The sequence below is a fragment of the Rhodococcus wratislaviensis genome (genome assembly GCF_900455735.1).
Lineage (GTDB): Bacteria > Actinomycetota > Actinomycetes > Mycobacteriales > Mycobacteriaceae > Rhodococcus_F > Rhodococcus_F wratislaviensis.
Window position 1 is genome coordinate 300,670 of record NZ_UAUI01000001.1, and the last position, 15,215, is coordinate 315,884.

Annotated in this window: 18 protein-coding genes; 10 read left to right on the forward strand and 8 right to left on the reverse strand. The window is 65.2% G+C overall.

What is annotated here, in order from left to right; translation table 11 throughout:
- Window positions 1–492 precede the first annotated feature (492 nt).
- Complete coding sequence (locus tag DTA22_RS01365) at window positions 493–1,137, reverse strand: TetR/AcrR family transcriptional regulator (protein ID WP_112298280.1); 645 nt, start codon at window positions 1,135–1,137, stop codon at window positions 493–495.
- Window positions 1,138–1,270: 133 nt separating this feature from the next.
- Here DTA22_RS01365 and DTA22_RS01370 point away from each other — a divergent pair, with 133 nt between their 5' ends.
- From DTA22_RS01370 to DTA22_RS01395, 6 genes are all read left to right on the forward strand, one after another.
- Window positions 1,271–2,905, forward strand: a complete 1,635-nt coding sequence (locus tag DTA22_RS01370) for a bifunctional 3-(3-hydroxy-phenyl)propionate/3-hydroxycinnamic acid hydroxylase (RefSeq protein ID WP_112298281.1) — start codon at window positions 1,271–1,273, stop codon at window positions 2,903–2,905.
- Window positions 2,902–3,756 (forward strand): alpha/beta fold hydrolase, encoded by an 855-nt coding sequence (locus tag DTA22_RS01375; protein WP_112298282.1) that lies wholly within the window; start codon window positions 2,902–2,904, stop codon window positions 3,754–3,756. The genes DTA22_RS01370 and DTA22_RS01375 overlap by 4 nt, the downstream gene beginning before the upstream one ends.
- 9 nt (window positions 3,757–3,765) lie before the next feature.
- Window positions 3,766–4,821 carry a VOC family protein gene (locus DTA22_RS01380; protein ID WP_112298283.1) on the forward strand — a complete coding sequence of 352 codons (1,056 nt, stop codon included), beginning with the start codon at window positions 3,766–3,768 and terminating at the stop codon, window positions 4,819–4,821.
- Between the two features lie 60 nt (window positions 4,822–4,881).
- Complete coding sequence (locus DTA22_RS01385; protein ID WP_245973253.1) at window positions 4,882–5,979, forward strand: amidohydrolase family protein; 1,098 nt, start codon at window positions 4,882–4,884, stop codon at window positions 5,977–5,979.
- A gap of 50 nt (window positions 5,980–6,029) precedes the next feature.
- Window positions 6,030–7,130, forward strand: a complete 1,101-nt coding sequence (locus DTA22_RS01390; protein WP_112298284.1) for a calcium:cation antiporter — start codon at window positions 6,030–6,032, stop codon at window positions 7,128–7,130.
- 78 nt (window positions 7,131–7,208) lie between these two features.
- On the forward strand, window positions 7,209–7,739 hold the full coding sequence (locus DTA22_RS01395; RefSeq protein ID WP_245973252.1) for a hypothetical protein: 531 nt from the start codon (window positions 7,209–7,211) through the stop codon (window positions 7,737–7,739).
- 6 nt (window positions 7,740–7,745) lie between these two features.
- On the opposite strand, the gene DTA22_RS01400 is transcribed toward DTA22_RS01395, so the two are convergent.
- A complete protein-coding gene (locus DTA22_RS01400; RefSeq protein WP_112298838.1) occupies window positions 7,746–8,279 on the reverse strand; it encodes a PadR family transcriptional regulator in 534 nt (177 codons plus the stop codon).
- A gap of 103 nt (window positions 8,280–8,382) precedes the next feature.
- On the opposite strand from DTA22_RS01400, the gene DTA22_RS01405 reads away from it, so the two are divergent.
- Window positions 8,383–8,865 carry a DUF1707 SHOCT-like domain-containing protein gene (locus DTA22_RS01405; RefSeq protein ID WP_112298286.1) on the forward strand — a complete coding sequence of 161 codons (483 nt, stop codon included), beginning with the start codon at window positions 8,383–8,385 and terminating at the stop codon, window positions 8,863–8,865.
- Between the two features lie 38 nt (window positions 8,866–8,903).
- Here the strand turns inward: DTA22_RS01405 and DTA22_RS01410 are convergent, their stop codons facing one another.
- Window positions 8,904–9,614 (reverse strand): tyrosine-protein phosphatase, encoded by a 711-nt coding sequence (locus tag DTA22_RS01410; RefSeq protein ID WP_112298287.1) that lies wholly within the window; start codon window positions 9,612–9,614, stop codon window positions 8,904–8,906.
- Window positions 9,615–9,830: 216 nt separating this feature from the next.
- Between DTA22_RS01410 and DTA22_RS01415 the strand changes: the two genes are divergently transcribed.
- From DTA22_RS01415 to DTA22_RS01425, 3 genes are all read left to right on the forward strand, one after another.
- Window positions 9,831–10,157, forward strand: a complete 327-nt coding sequence (locus DTA22_RS01415) for a hypothetical protein (RefSeq protein WP_112298288.1) — start codon at window positions 9,831–9,833, stop codon at window positions 10,155–10,157.
- A gap of 94 nt (window positions 10,158–10,251) precedes the next feature.
- Entirely contained in the window at window positions 10,252–10,446 is a 195-nt protein-coding gene (locus DTA22_RS01420) for a hypothetical protein (protein WP_037233944.1), read from the forward strand.
- Window positions 10,447–10,451: 5 nt separating this feature from the next.
- Entirely contained in the window at window positions 10,452–10,700 is a 249-nt protein-coding gene (locus DTA22_RS01425) for a hypothetical protein (protein ID WP_037233947.1), read from the forward strand.
- A gap of 23 nt (window positions 10,701–10,723) precedes the next feature.
- Here the strand turns inward: DTA22_RS01425 and DTA22_RS01430 are convergent, their stop codons facing one another.
- Genes DTA22_RS01430 through DTA22_RS01450 form a run of 5 tightly spaced genes read right to left on the reverse strand, consistent with a single transcriptional unit; the run spans window position 10,724 to window position 15,125 of the window.
- Window positions 10,724–11,137, reverse strand: coding sequence for an OsmC family protein (locus DTA22_RS01430; RefSeq protein WP_112298289.1), 414 nt, complete (start codon window positions 11,135–11,137; stop codon window positions 10,724–10,726).
- Window positions 11,134–12,498: an LLM class flavin-dependent oxidoreductase gene (locus DTA22_RS01435; protein WP_112298290.1), complete on the reverse strand. Its 1,365-nt coding sequence runs from the start codon at window positions 12,496–12,498 to the stop codon at window positions 11,134–11,136. Before DTA22_RS01435 ends, DTA22_RS01430 begins: the two co-directional genes overlap by 4 nt.
- A 12-nt stretch (window positions 12,499–12,510) precedes the next feature.
- Complete coding sequence (locus DTA22_RS01440; protein ID WP_037233956.1) at window positions 12,511–13,596, reverse strand: NrtA/SsuA/CpmA family ABC transporter substrate-binding protein; 1,086 nt, start codon at window positions 13,594–13,596, stop codon at window positions 12,511–12,513.
- 36 nt (window positions 13,597–13,632) lie between these two features.
- A complete protein-coding gene (locus DTA22_RS01445) occupies window positions 13,633–14,370 on the reverse strand; it encodes an ABC transporter ATP-binding protein (RefSeq protein ID WP_112298291.1) in 738 nt (245 codons plus the stop codon).
- The gene (locus DTA22_RS01450; protein WP_245973251.1) at window positions 14,370–15,125 is read right to left on the reverse strand and encodes an ABC transporter permease subunit; all 756 of its coding nucleotides are present in this window, start codon (window positions 15,123–15,125) and stop codon (window positions 14,370–14,372) included. Before DTA22_RS01450 ends, DTA22_RS01445 begins: the two co-directional genes overlap by 1 nt.
- Window positions 15,126–15,215 lie beyond the last annotated feature (90 nt).

Here is a 15,215-nt window from a genome sequence, read left to right on the forward strand (position 1 = left end):
ACGGGCGACCGCTGGGTAGTTCTCGGCCCGGCGGTACGCCCCGGCCTTCCAACTCGTCTTCGGCCGATCGAGGTAAATGCCATGAACAATTCAACCAAGCTCGAGCGTTCGTAACTCTACTGTGTCACAGCGCTATCCACCTGTCCGCGGGTGCGATGCCTGGGTTGAACTGCGGCGCGGCTGTCCAACTTCGCCCAGGTCGGCTCGAAATCATTGTGGCCGAGGCATTTTCCCTGGGCATTCGATACCAACACCACACCATCTGCGTTGAGTTCGTCGAAGACCCGTCCGATCTCGACCCCGACCCGTCGATATCGGGCAGGGAGCACTCAGGGAGAGGATCCCGGTTGCGATTTCCGAGCGGTCCATGAGGTCGATCGCCGATGCCGGTGACCAGTCCGGGGTGGCCAACCCCCGCGGTGAGGCCGCGGTCGTCGAGCATCCGACGATAGGCGGGTGGCATCAAATGCCGGTGGGTGTCGATGCGAGCGGTCACGAATGCTCCTGGGTCGATTTCCGGTTGCCGGCCCGAAGCCCGGTGAGTGCGTCGAAGACGAGCGAGGCGTGCAGTTCGAACAGAGCGAGGAGGTCCACGGTGTCCCCGCCGATCTCCTTGGCGATGAACAGACCGTCTGCCGATGCCACGGCATACGTCGTCAACAGGTGAACGGAGGCGCCGTCCAATTCGGGTGCGAACTCCCGGACCGTGTCCGCTATTCGCCGGGTGGCTTCGTCGCGGACTTCGAGGAACATCGTTCGGGCGCGTGGTTCGGTCGGACGACGCTCGAGTGCCAGCATCAGCCCGAGCCGTAGGAAATCGGGAGAATCGAGCAGCGCCTTGGCGATGTGGATCGACATCGCCGTAATGCGCTCACGAGGCGTCCCCTCGGCCGGCAGGGTGACCGCTTCGAGCCAACTGGCGAAGGAACGCTCGATCACCGCCGCGATCAGATCGTCCTTGTCCTTGAAGTGCCAGTAGATCGAACTGGCGGGCAAACCGCACGAGGCACTGACGAGTGCGATCGAGGTTCCGTCGTATCCACGTTCGCTGGCGACCTCGACAGCCGCGTCCAGAATGCGGCGCCGCGATTCTTCGCCGTTCGAACGTGTACGTCGCGGTTTCCGGTCCTCGAGCATTCGTAACCTCCGCAGGTTGTGTCTTGACTCTCAACGTATCCCATCTTACTGTAGCGATCAATACATATTGTAGTGACCACTACAGTAAGAGTGGCAGCGGTGGAGATACTCCACCCGGCGAGAGGTCCTCGAAGTGCCCGACACGACATACGACGTAGCCGTCATCGGCTACGGACCTACTGGTGTGACCGCCGCGAACCTATTGGGAATGAACGGATTACGCGTTCTGGTCATCGAGCGTGACCCGAACATCTACGGGCGCGCCAGAGCAATTTCCACAGACGAAGAAGTGCTGCGGATTTGGCAACAGGTAGGCCTGGCCGACCGCCTGAACGTTGAGATGTTGCCGGGTAAGCCAGTCAACTTCGTCGATTCCCACGGTAAACCGTTCGTCCGCACAGCCCCGGTATCGCGCGGCGCGGGGCACCCGCCCCAGCAGTTCATCTATCAGCCGGCCGTGGAGAAGGCACTTCGCAGCGGTGTCGAGCGGTTCCCCAATGTCGAGCTACTACTCGAACACGAGTGCCTGCGGGTGGTCCAGGACGGCACCGGCGTGCAGCTCATGCTCGCCGACCTGACGACGGACGTGTTCACGCGTGTTCGGGCTTCGTATGTGATCGCGGCGGACGGGGGGTCGAGCCCGACTCGCGGGCAGCTGGGCATCGGATTCGAAGGACAAACCTACGAGGACCGATGGGTGGTCATCGACACCAAGGTGCTCCAGGAGTGGCCGGGCCACGACTCGTTACGTTTCCACTGCGACCCGGCCCAGCCCACTGTCGACTGCCCCACGCCCCTCGGTCATCACCGCTGGGAATACCCGGTTCCCACCGGCGCCGACGAGGAGGAACTGGTCGCCCACGATGCCATCTGGGCGGTCCTCGAAAAGCAGGGCATCACGAACACCCAGGTCGAGATCCTGCGCGCGGTCGTCTACAGCCACCACGTGCGGTTCGCCGACCGGTGGCGCGTCGGGCGGATATTTCTCGCAGGAGACGCCGCACACGTGATGCCACCCTGGATCGGGCAGGGAATGTCGGCGGGGGTGCGCGACGCGGCGAACCTGTGTTGGAAGCTGGCAGCCGTCGTCACCGGGTCGTTGCCCGAGGCGGTCCTCGATTCCTACCACATCGAACGCATGCCGCACGTCCGCGAAGTGACTCGCAGAGCCGTGAAGACCGGCAACATTATCACCGAACGCCGCCCTGCGATCTCTGCCCTGCGCAATCACGGTCTGCGACTGGCAACCAAGGTGCCGGCAGTGAACAACTGGCTCCGTGACAGTCGCTGGATCCCGGCAGCGTTCTACCCCGAGGGGTTTCTCGCAACGTCGCCGACAACCAGGCTGCCCGGTCGCGGCGGCACTCGCGCCATCGGCCATCAAATTCCGCAACCGTGGGTCCTGGACGAGAAAGGCGAGCGGGAACGGCTCGACGACGTCCTCGCTGGACAGTGGGCAATCCTTCGGGCTGGAAGCTCGGAGGGCACCGCCTCCTGGACGGCGGCCGGTGTCCCCGTGCTCGACATCCTGCCGGCCGGGGCGTACGCGCGAGAAGGGGCGATCGTCGACGCCGACGATGTCCTCATCGACTGGATCCGCGGCAAGAGCGCCACCGTGCTCGCGATTCGACCCGACGGATTCGTCTACGCGGCAGGCGGACCCGACACCGGTCTCGCTCGCGCGCCACAGGGCCTCGATCTGCACGTATCCCCCGTGACCGTCCCGACGATCGACAAATTCGACCACCTACCTCGGAGGACCAAGTGACCACCTCGACCATGACCGAGAAGACAGTGCACGTCGGCGGTAAGGACATCTTCTACGCCGAGACCGGAGAGGGTCCGGTCGTGGTGCTCCTCCACGGCGGCGGACCGGGCGCGTCCGGCGTGTCGAACTACTCGCGCAACATCGACGCACTCGCCTCGTCGTTCCGCGTCATCGTTCCCGATCTGCCGGGATACGGGCGGTCGACGAAAGGCGTCGATCAGAGCGATCCGTTCGGCTACCTCGCCGATGCGATCCGCGACCTGCTCGACGACATCGGTGTCGACAAGGCCCATCTGCTCGGCAACTCCTACGGCGGTGCGTGCGCGTTGCGGCTCGCGCTGGACACCCCGGGCCGCGTCGGCCGCATGGTGCTCATGGGACCCGGCGGTATCGGTACCACCCGCGGCTTGCCGACGCCCGGCCTCAGATCGCTGCTGGCCTATTACGGCGGGGACGGACCGTCGCGGGGCAAGCTCGAGACGTTCATCCGCGACTACCTGGTATTCGACGGCGCCGCCGTTCCCAACGCGGTGATAGATCAGCGTTTCCAGTCCAGCATCGACCCTGCTGTGGTCGCCGACCCACCTTTGCGACGCCCGTCCGGCCGCAATGCGCTCGAGACCCTGTGGCGCATGGACTTCACCCGCGACAAGCGACTGTCGTCGCTGCAGACCCCGACCCTCGTGGTGTGGGGCGCCGCAGACAAGGTGAACAGACCGTCCGGCGGCCGCATGCTCGCCGACACCATGCCGAACTGCGACCTGCTGCAGGTCTCGAGCGCCGGCCACTGGGTCCAGTGGGAACGTGCCGAGTTCTTCAACGACGTCACCCGCACCTTCCTGTCGGCCTGAGGACACCAGATGAGCACACACACGCTGAACAGTGAAGACACGGCCGCCGACGATGCAGTCGTCGGCCCGTCCGTCTTCGGCAACGTCCAACTCGGGTACATCGTCATCGAGACCCGCAAGTTCGCCGACTGGAGACGCTTCGGGGCCGAAGCGATCGGCATGCACGTCGACGACTTGGACACCGGACGCATCCGATTCCGCATGGACGACCACGAGTGCCGCTTCCTGCTGCAGTACGGCCCCGCCGAGGACGTCACCGCCATCGGCTGGCAGATCGACGACCACGAGACGTTCGATCGCATCGTGGCGAGGGTCGTCGCGAACGGAGTCCCCATCGATGAGGGCACTGCCGACGAAGCCGCGCTTCGCGGAGTGGAACGGCTGCTGCGTTTTCCGGGCCCCAAAGGGATCATCCAGGAGATCTTCACCCGAGCACTGATCAGTGCGACGCCTCTCGTGATGAAGAATCACGCCTTCGTCACCGGTGCCGGTGGCATGGGACACGTGGCGATCACATCGAAGGAGCCGTACAAGCTGCGCGGCTACTACGACACCGTCTTCGATGCTCGCCTGACGGACTACATCGACGAGACCATCAGCGGTCTGACGCTCGAGATTCGATTCCTGCGGGTCAACGAACGACACCATTCGATCGCGATCGCGAACGTCCGGGGCATGAAGATCAACCCGATCCGCACGCGAATCCAGCATCTCAACATTCAGGTGGCCGAGCTCGACGACATGATCCAGTCATTCGAGCGGGTGAAGAAACTGGGCTTCGGGATGGCCCTCGGTGTCGGTCAGCACACGAACGACCGTGAACTCTCGTATTACGCCCAGACCCCGTCGGGGTTCGAATGGGAGGTCGGCTGGAATCCCCTCGTCATCGATGAGAACACGTGGGAGCCCGCAACGCATCAGGGCATCAGCATCTGGGGCCACTCACGCTCGGGGCAGACCGTGATCGACAAGCTGGCACAGTTCAAGGCCGCCGTTCACTGGGCCGGCGTGGCAGAAGAGACCGTCCCCGCCCTCAGCGGGAACGGAATACCCGACTACCAGTAGTCCTCCGGATCCTTTCGAGGGAATCCGTCAACGGTGTGGCGACACGACACAAGGAGCTCAGTGAACAACAACAACGGTGCGACGATGACGCGGCGAGGGCTTCTCGGTGCGACCGCCGCTGTGGCAGTGGGGCGAACAGCCTCCGCGGCGCCAGCGGTGGATGCCCAACTGCCCGCTGGTAACTACCGCATCGATCTGCATGCGCATTTTCTGCCACCCGAGTATCGGTCCGCGCTGTTGTCGCACGGGTACGTCGCCATCGGCGGATACCCGACACCCACCTGGTCACCAGAAGCGGCACTCGACTTCATGGACCGATACGGCATCGGCGCCCAAGCACTGTCCGTCTCCGATCCGGGGGTTTCTTTCCTACGCGGCAGGGAAGCCAACGACCTGGCCCGCTACTGCAACACCTATGCCGCGAATCTGTTCCAACAGCACCCCACACGATTCGGTGCGTTCGCGGTGCTGCCCATGCCCGACGTCGCCGCGTCGATCGCCGAAGCCGAATATGCTTTGGACACATTGCACCTCGACGGTGTCGTGTTGCTGTCCGCGTACGACGGAATCTATCTCGGCGATCCGCGCTTCGATCCGTTGATGGCAGTCCTGAACGCCCGCGGCGCCTACGTGTTCGTCCACCCCGCATCCATTCCCGGGGATGCGAAACCGGAGTCGCCGATACCGGATTTCGTCGAGGAGTTCACCTTCGACACCACTCGTGCGGCGACGTTGATGATCGCGACCGAAACGCTGACACGTTTCCCGAACATTCGCTTCCAGCTCGCGCATGCCGGCGGCACATTGCCGTTCCTGTCGCACCGCATCGGTCTCGCCGCGCAGACTCCGATCGCAGACCTCTGGCCCGCGGGCGTGCAACGGCTGTCGGTTCTGGACGTGAAGAACCGCGTCGATCGATTCTTCTACGACACCGCACTGAGTCCCGCTCCACCGTCGATGACCAGTGTCCTGGCAGTGACATCGAAGGACCACGTCGTCTTCGGCTCGGACTGGCCGTTCAGCCAGGTCACGCTCCTCGAGTCCGGTGACCCTCAGCCAGAGTTGAGCGAGACATTCTCGGCAGCGGATCGCGTGGAGATCGAACGAACGAATCCGCTTCGCGAACTGCCCAGACTGTCCGCGGTGCTGGGCGGCTGAAACTCGGCATTGCCGTGCACGTCAGCGGACCGAACTGGCAAGGTCTAATCATGGCGTTCGGGTGGCGGTCGGTCACTGCGGAGTGGCCGCTGCTGATACCACCGGTCTCCGTTGCGGTGTTGGGCGTGACCTGGGGCCGAGACATCGGCACGGTTCTGGCGCTCGTCGTTGCGGTGGTGCTGGTCGGTGCAGTGCTGGCTGCTGTTCATCACGCCGAAGTGGTTGCACACAGGGTCGGCGAGCCGTTCGGATCGTTGATTCTCGCTGTCGCCGTCACCGTCATCGAGGTCGGATTGATCGTGACGTTGATGATCTCGGGTGGCCCGGCGACGGCCTCGCTTGCCCGCGACACGGTGTTCGCGGCGGTGATGCTCACAGTCAACGGCATCATGGGGTTGTCGCTGTTCGTCGGCTCGCGAAGATACGGGGTCGCGCTGTTCAACGCGGAGGGTACCGGCGCCGCACTGGCGACGGTGGCGTCACTGGCCACCTTGAGCCTGGTGCTGCCGACCTTCACCACGAGTCGGCCCGGTCCCGAATTTTCTTCGGCACAATTGATATTCGCCGCAGTGGCCTCGCTGGTTCTGTACGGGATGTTCGTCCTCACCCAGACCGGACCACATCGACACTTCTTCCTGCCCGTCATCGCCGATGAACCGGTGGACGCCGATGGCCGGAACGCCGCACCCCCGACAGGCAGGATGGCGGGATTGAGCCTCGCCCTGCTGGTACTGGCGTTGTGCGCCGTCGTGGGATTGGCGAAGGTCGAGTCCCCTGCGATCGAGGACGCGGTCGAGGACGCCGGATTGCCACAATCCATCGTCGGCGTAGTCATCGCGCTGCTCGTGCTTCTGCCGGAAACCCTCGCCGCGGTGCGAGCGGCGCAGAGAAACCGGATCCAGATCAGCTTGAATCTGGCCCTGGGATCGGCGATGGCCAGCATCGGTTTGACCATCCCGGCCATTGCCGTCGCCTCGATCTGGCTGGACGGCCCACTTCTGCTCGGACTCGGTCCCACTCAGGTCGTGCTACTCGCCATCACCGTGGTGGTGGGCATGCTGACGGTGGTCCCCGGGCGTGCCACCCGCCTCCAAGGCGGCGTCCACTTGGTGCTGCTGGCTGCTTACGTGTTCCTCTCCGTCAACCCCTGACCATCGCCCGGCGCCTCACCGCTCATGGAGACGTCACCAGCGAGCCTCCCCGAAATGCGTTCGGGTAAGTTTCCGCGCATGAGAACCGCATCGTGGGTCAGCGCGGCGGCGGCGGTGCTGTTCGCTGCCACCACTGCCGCAGCGTGGCGGAAGGCAACCCTCGCCGAACAGGCCAGACACGAGGCCGAGGCCGCGCTGGACGCGGCGCTCGACCAAGTCGCCGCGTTGACCCGGATCGCCGAAGCCGCGCAGCGAGCATTCCCACAGCCGCAGCACGTCGAGTTCGACGTCCAGCGCATCCGTGGACCCGTCGACCGATTCCGGCTCCGCAACGTCGGAACCGGTACCGCCACCGACGTGCGGTTCATCGTCGATCCCGCCGAGGTGCAGAACCGCCGGATTCCCACGCCGCAATGGCTGCAGGAAGAACCCGTGACGTTGCTGCCCGAGGAATGGGCCGAATTCGCCGCGAGCGCGTTGTCTCCTGTCGGCGGCTCGTGGCGAATAGTGTTTCCGGCGTTCGTCACCGTGATCTGCAACGAAGCCGGTGCGCCGCAACTGGTGGACCTGCCGACGACTGTCGGTGCCGAAGACGGTGTGATCGGCTGACAGTCCTCAGAGACCTGTCTGCCCCTGACCCAGACGGTTCCCGACACGATCGAACCATTCGAGTACCGCACGTTCGTACACGATCCCGAAGTCGAGTGTGGCCAGCGCGAATCGGTTGGAACCGTGCGCTGCGGCGTCACGCTCGTATTCGGCGAGCTGACGCTCGTGCGCTGCGCGGTGTGAGTCCAGCATCGCGGCCAACCGCTCGGGCGCAAGGTGCGCGCCGAACGCGACGGTGAGCAGCATCGGATAGCGAATGTTCTCCGGGCCGGGGTCGCGCTCGATCCACTCCGCGAACGCCTGGCGACCATCCTCGGTGAGCGTGTAGGGCTTGCGCTCTCGGGCGCCCCGTTCCCCTGCCTCGATCAACCCGGCACGCTCCATCGCGGCGAGTTCCCGATACACCTGGCTGGTCGTGATCGACCAGAACTTGCCGATGCGTTCCTGCGCGGTCACCACCAGATCCCATCCCGTTTTGGATCCCTCGTGCAGGAACCCGAGGAGCGATGCCGCAGTGGCATTGAGGGGGCGTTCGGCCATGGCACGGTCCTTCGCGCAGTCGGGGGTTGACATTCCACTGTGGCATATCGATCATGGTAGTAGCGACATTCCATAGTGGAATGTCATCGCCGAGGAGGGTCCGATGCAGTACGCGGACAACATCCGAATATCCGATTCCGAACGCGAACAGGTCGTCGGTGAACTCGGGCGGCACCTCACCGCCGGGCGACTGACCATCGGCGAGTTCGACCAGCGGGTGGCACAGGTGTATCGGTCGACCACCCAGCAGCAGGCGCATGAGGTGTTACGTGATCTTCCGTCGGCACCCTCCGCGGTCGCCACCGCGCGGCCCGCGGCACCGACGATCCGCCCCGCGCGTCGTCTCATCCCGGGTCACCAGCGGATCGAGTGGCTCGCCTGGCTCGCCGCCGGAGGAATCAACATCGTGATCTGGGGCATCGTCTCGCTCGCGACCGGCGTCATGATCTACCCGTGGCCGGTCTGGGTGATAGGCCCGTGGGGCTTGGTGCTGCTGGGCAGGACACTGCTCGGCCGCGAGGGCGGCTGCAGCAGAATCACCGGCGCTCCGCACGACGACCGGACGAGAGTCGCCGTGAGTCGCTGAGTCCCGCGGAAGAACGGCGGTGCGCCCGGGTCCGTCGGTCACCCGGTGAAACGCGCGATCCAGAGCCGGATCGTCTCGTCGGTGGCACCGTGCGACCGCAGCCACGCGTGCATGCCACCCGGGTGGGTGTCCCAGCGGGCGAGGACACCCTCGATGGCTTCGGGGACCGCACCCCGCAGATCGCGGTCGCTGGGATGCGCCCGGCCGAGTTCGGGAGCGAAGCGGGTAATGCGGGCCACGACGGCGTCCATGTGCTGGTTGGTCGATTCGTAGTCGGCGACGATGTCGTCGGGCTCGACTCCGGCCGTGCGCAGCAGCAACGCCACCGCGACCCCGGTGCGGTCCTTACCTGCCGCGCAGTGCAGCAACACCGGGCCGGGGGCGGTGGCCGCCACCTGCAGGACGTCCACGAGACGCTCCCCCGCATTGTTCAGAATCCCGAGATAGACGTCGGCGAGCCGGTCACCCTGGTTCGGCGCGGCGACCTCGGCATCGGACAGCAGCGAGATCCGGTGCACGGCGGTCTTCTCAGACCGCAGCGGATGCTCGCGGGTCGCGAATTCCTTGGGACTGCGCAGGTCGACGACGGTGCGGGCCGGCCACTCCTCGACCGTGGTCGGTCGGGCATCGCCGGGCGCGGGCAGAGCGCTGCGGTAGAGCACCCCGGCCCGGGTCCGTCGCCCCTCGGTGAGCGGAAGCCCGCCGAGGTCGCGCAGGTTGGGGAGGACATCGAGGTCCGTGACGGTCATAGGAGCTTCCTTCCGAGGCGAGAGGCCGTGACCAGGCAGAACGGCCCGTGTCCCCGCCGGACGAGGGCCGCGGGGACCAGAAGATAGGTATACCCCCCGGTGATTCGGCCGATGCGCCATCTCCCCGCAGTCGGCGATGATGTGACCTGTCTCATACTCACGAACCGGGGTCGCCCGTTGGTCCGACGCCGCCACTGACGGAGGGTGCTCGCACCGATGAATGCAGAACCGATTACCTGCGGTGACTACGTCACGGCAACCTTCGCGCGCGACTTCGTCGCCGAGGGTTTCGACCACGACGCCGTCGAACGCATCCACAGCGGTCTGTTCGACGAGTGGAGTCATGCCCTTTCTCAATCGGGTCTGTTCACCAACAGAACCGTCGCGGCGGCGCTGCACTCCTGGCAGGACGATCCGCACTCCCTCCTCGACGCCCTGCTCGCGAACGCGGACGAGATGACCCTCAAGCGCTACGACCTCGTCTGGGAGGCACTGGAGCGCGCCCACGTCGGTTCGGCCGAGCCTGTCGCCGAATACGCATGACGCTGCCGCCGACAGCAGTGGCGCCGCGAAGTCCGCCCCGGCCGTTCAACCCCACTTTCACAGACACCGCCGACCACACCGACGAACGAGAGCAATGAGCACCAACACGTATCCCACCATCGAAACCATCCGCATCGGGCAGTCCGGTCACGAATGCCGCTACTGCGGGCACACCGTCGCCAAGGACGGTCCGGGCTACCGGCACACCACCACCGGTCAGTACCGCTGCGATCCCGCCAGCCGAGCATTGAACGAATCCCGGCTGTCCAACAGCATGGTTCGGAGCTGAGCACGATGAACGTGCAGACGATGCCGGTGAGCGAGGCCCCCGAGGGGCTCGGCCGGTTCCGCGACGCGGTCGATGCGCTGCACGCGTTCGACAGTCCCGGCCACCGGACCGACCCTCACACGGCACTGCTGTTCGACAGTCTCGTCGATGATCTGATCGAAGCAGCCCAGACGGCCGCGGGCGACACGGTTCCACAGCGCGACATCTTCGCCGTGATCGACACCGCGATCTCTCGCACACGCCCGTCACTCTGAATCTGCGCCACTCGCGACCTCGACTAGGGGTGGGCAATGACGGTCAAATCGATTCCACTCCCCCGCCCGATGGTGTTGTAGATCGGGCAGGACGCCGCGAACTTCGCCGCCAGTGAGTCGGCCGTCGGCTGGTCCACCCCGTGAATCTCGATGCGCACTTCAGTGAAGTCGTAGCGAGTCGGGTCGGTCGTACCCCGTCGATGGGACGCGTGTACCTCGATGTTGTCGACGCGGATGTCGTCGGCCTCGGCGTTGGACTGAATGTTCGCCATTGCGCACGAAACGATCGCTGCCAGGAGCAGTTCGCCGGCCTGAATGGCCTCGGCCGGGCCGAACCGTGAATCCGAGACGAGGTGGTTCTCGCGGGCATCGAGGATGAATCGTCCCGGCGCCCCGGATACCGTGTGCCCGGACACTTCCGCGACGCCGGAGCTCACCGTGCGGCCTCGGCGGCTCGACGCACCCGGTTGGCCCACTCCCCGCTCTGCACTCGGGGTAGCCCGAGGTTCTCGCGCAGGGTGCTCCCCTCGTAGTCCTTGCGGAACAGTCCTCGCTTCTGCAACTCGGGAACCACGTGGCGGGTGAAGTCCTCGAATCCTCCCGGCTGGTACGGAGCCTGCACCATGAATCCGTCGCAGGCCCCCCGCCCGAACCATTCCTCGAGCCCGTCGGCGACTTCTGTTGCAGTGCCGATGAATCCACCTTCCACGCGACCGCCGTAGCGCTTCCCGAGCTCACGCAGGGTCAGCCCCTCCCGCTCGGTCATCTCCCTGACCTCCTGGTAGTGGCCTTCGACGCCGGGAACCTCGACGTCGGGGAGTCGCTCGTCCAGTGGGAACGTCGACAGGTCCACGTCCAAGTGGTAGGCAAGTGTGGACAATCCACCGAGGGGCGGTACGAGGTCGAAGAGTTCTTCGAATGTCTGCTGCGCGATCGCCGTCGTGGCCCCGACGACGGGCGCGATGGACGGGAGGATCTTCACAGCCTCGGGGTCGCGGCCGTGAGCGGCAGCCCGTTCCTTGATCTCCTTGTAGAAGTCCTGCGCGGACTCGAGTGACGCGTGGCTGCAGAAGATCACGTCGGACCACCGTGCTGCGAAGTCCTTGCCCTTGGCGGACGCACCGGCCTGGATCACCACGGGGTAGCCCTGTGGAGGCCTGGGGACGTTCAGCGGCCCCTGCACGGTGAACCAGTCGCCCTTGTGACGGATCGGGTGCACTCGATCCGGGTCGGCGAACAGGGGCTGTTCGGCATCGAGGACGAGAGCGTCGTCCTCCCAGCTGTCCCAGAGCTTTCCCGCGACCTCGAGGAACTCGTCTGCCCGCTCGTATCGCTGTTCACGGGGAAACTGTTCGTCCCGGTTGAAGTTTCGCGCTTCCGACTCCTGGAAGGAGGTCACCACATTCCAGGCCGCACGTCCCTCGGTCAGGTGGTCCAGGGTGGCGAAGGATCGCGCGACGGTGAACGGTTGCGCGTACGTGGTGGAGACCGTGGCGGCGAGGCCGAGATGCGAAGTGACCGCACCCATCGACGACAGCACGTGGAGCGGGTCGAGGCGCATCGAACCGAGTGCACCGTTGCGTAGCTGGGTGTCGGGGCTGCCGCCGAAGCGGTCGGGCACGGAGAGGATGTCCGCGAAGAACGCGAGATCGAAACGAGCGTCTTCGAGCGTGCGAGCGATGTTCTGGTAGTAGCCGGCGCTGAGCCAGCCGGGTACCGACCCCGGGTACCGCCAGCCGCCGGGCCGACCCGGGCCCGCGGTAACGAAGGCGGCCAGATGCATACGGGAGGAAGACATGTGTGATGATACCTACTTCGCGAGAGCCTGAGTAATGACTGACTTGATCGAGTCGAAACGCGAATCCTGCAACCAGGTGGTGACGTCGACCCGGTCCGGGTACACACCGAGGTCGTGGAAGTTGTCCGCGAGGTCCTGGGTTCCGTTGATCGCGGCCGCATCCAGCGCAGTGAATTCACCTGCGCCGGAATAGGACAGGCGTCTCGCCTTCACAAGGTCGAGATACACCTGCTCCTCGAGATCACTGTTCCCGAATCCACCCAGTTCGGCGAACGCGGAGACCGCGACCTCGGGGTTGCCGTCGATCCAGCGTTGCGCATCGCGCACGTTCCGAACCAGTGTGGCCGCGGCATCCGGATGGTTGAATGCGAAGTCCTCACTCGCGACGAAGAAGGCGTAGTCGTACGTCTTCACGTCGGGAAGTGCGACCGCGTTGTGTTTGCGCTTGGCCAACTCGATGGTGGGCTGCCAGCTGATCCACGCGTCGACCTTGCCCTCCGCGAAGGCGGCCTCCGCATCTGCGGCGGGAAGATTGACGTACTCGATGTCGTCGAGTGTGAGGCCGACCGACTCCAGATACTTCACCAAACTGTACGTGCCGGTGGTGCCGCGATGATCCGCGACTTTGCGTCCGCGCAGATCTGCACCCGACTTGATGTCCGATCCCTGCGGAACCAGGATGTCGACCTCGTTGGCGGGAAGTGGATATGCAACCAGCGGAACGATCGGCACACCACCACCGATGGCGTAGATCACCGCAGTGGCAGTGGCGAAGGAGAAGTCGACACTTCCCGATTTGACGGCCTCCATCACCGGGAGTGAAGCCGGGAAACCGGACGGCCACTGGACGGGGACCCCTAGATCCGTGGCGAGGTCGAATCCGCCCAGGTTGTTGCGCAGGATCGTGCCGGGCTCAGCCTTCCCGTCGCCGATCAATGCGTAACGCACCTCGGTCAGCGGGCCACCCGCCGCGCCGGATGCCGACGCACCGCAGCCGGTCAGCGAGAGGGCGGAAAGACCCAGGACTCCGGCGCCGGCGGCCCTGAGGAATCCTCGCCGATCGAGGGCGCGGAGTTGTGAAGTGACGCGGGGTGACATGAGGTGAGGGCCTTTCGATGGGACCAGGAGGTGGGACTAGGGATAAGAGAGCGCGTCGTCTGCTTGGAGGAGTCCGTCGAGCAACTCCTCCTTCCAGGCCGCGAGTTGGGCGTCTCCGCGGTGTCGTGGTCGGGCGTGCGGGATCCTGAGATCACGGGTGATGCCCTGTTCGGTGAGGAGCAGCACGCGGTCGGAGAGCACGAGCGCCTCTTCCACGTCGTGGGTCACGAGCAGAACCGTCCTCGGCTGCTCGGCCAGGACGCGTTCGAGAAGTTGCTGCATCGCCACGCGGGTGATCGCGTCCAGGGCGCCGAACGGTTCGTCGAGCAAGAGGACATGAGGCCGATGCAGCAACGCCCGGGCGAGCGCAACCCGTTGACGCTGCCCTCCGGAAAGCTCTGACGGCCAGTCTCTCTCACGCCCCGACAGACCTACATCACGCAGCAACTCGAGGGCGCGTTCGCGTTGACTCCGAGTTCCGAGCTGCACGTTGTCCAGGACGTTCCGCCACGGAAGCAGACGGTCCTCCTGGAACATCATCCGCGACATCGTGCCACCGGAGGTGCTGCCGCTGGATTCGACGGCGCCGTGCGTCGGTTGTTCGAGCCCGGCGATGATCCGCAGAAGCGTGGACTTGCCGACCCCGCTGGGGCCGAGGAACGAGACGAACTCACCGGGCGCGACGGTCAGGTCGAGATCGTGGAGAACTGTCTTGTCACGGTATCGGTGCCCGATGCCGATCAGATCGAGGCCGACGAGGTTGGTGGCAGGCATCAGCGATTCCCTCCCTGATAGTGGGGATTCCAGCGCAGGACCCGGGCCTCGATCAGCCTGGTGATCTGGTCGGCGAGCAGTCCGGCGACGGCGTACAGCAGGATTGCGAGAACGATGCGGTCATTACGCAGCATGTCCCGGCCGTTCTGAGCGAGGAATCCGATGCCCTCGCTGGTGGCGATCGTCTCGGCGATCACCAGCGTCAACCAGGCGACGCCGAGTGCATAGCGGATGCCCGTGAGAATCATCGGCATGGCTCCGGGAACGATGATGTCGCGGATTCGGGCGCCTCGACCCAGCCCATAGGACTCGCCGAGCTGAACGAGTTTCGGATCGACCGTACGAATTCCCGCGACCGTGTTGAGGTACACCGGAAAGATCACACCCAGCGTGACGAGCACGACTTTCGGGAGCTCACCGATACCGAACGCCGCGATCAGAAGCGGGACCAGGGCGAGGTGCGGAAGCGCACGCAACATCTGCAGGGTGCGGTCCACCAGTCCCTCGGCGATCCGCGAGAGTCCGACGACGAAGCCGAGCAGGAGTCCGATCGACGCTCCGAGGGAGAACCCGATCAGGATTCGGCGCAGGCTGACCGTCAGGTGCTTCTGCAGTTCTCCGGCGGTCCACAGCTGGTCTGCCGTGGCGAGGACCTTGCTGGGCGGAGGCAGGATGGAGGGTGAGATCGCCCCGGTCGAGGACGCCCACTGCCAGCCGAGGATGACGAGGACGGGCACCACCCATGGCAGCAACAATGACGGTTGAAGTCGGTGCCGCGCGCCGGCACCGCGCGGCCGACGACGATCCTCCCTCGCCGGCTCCGGCCGCGTGATGTGTGGTGCGGC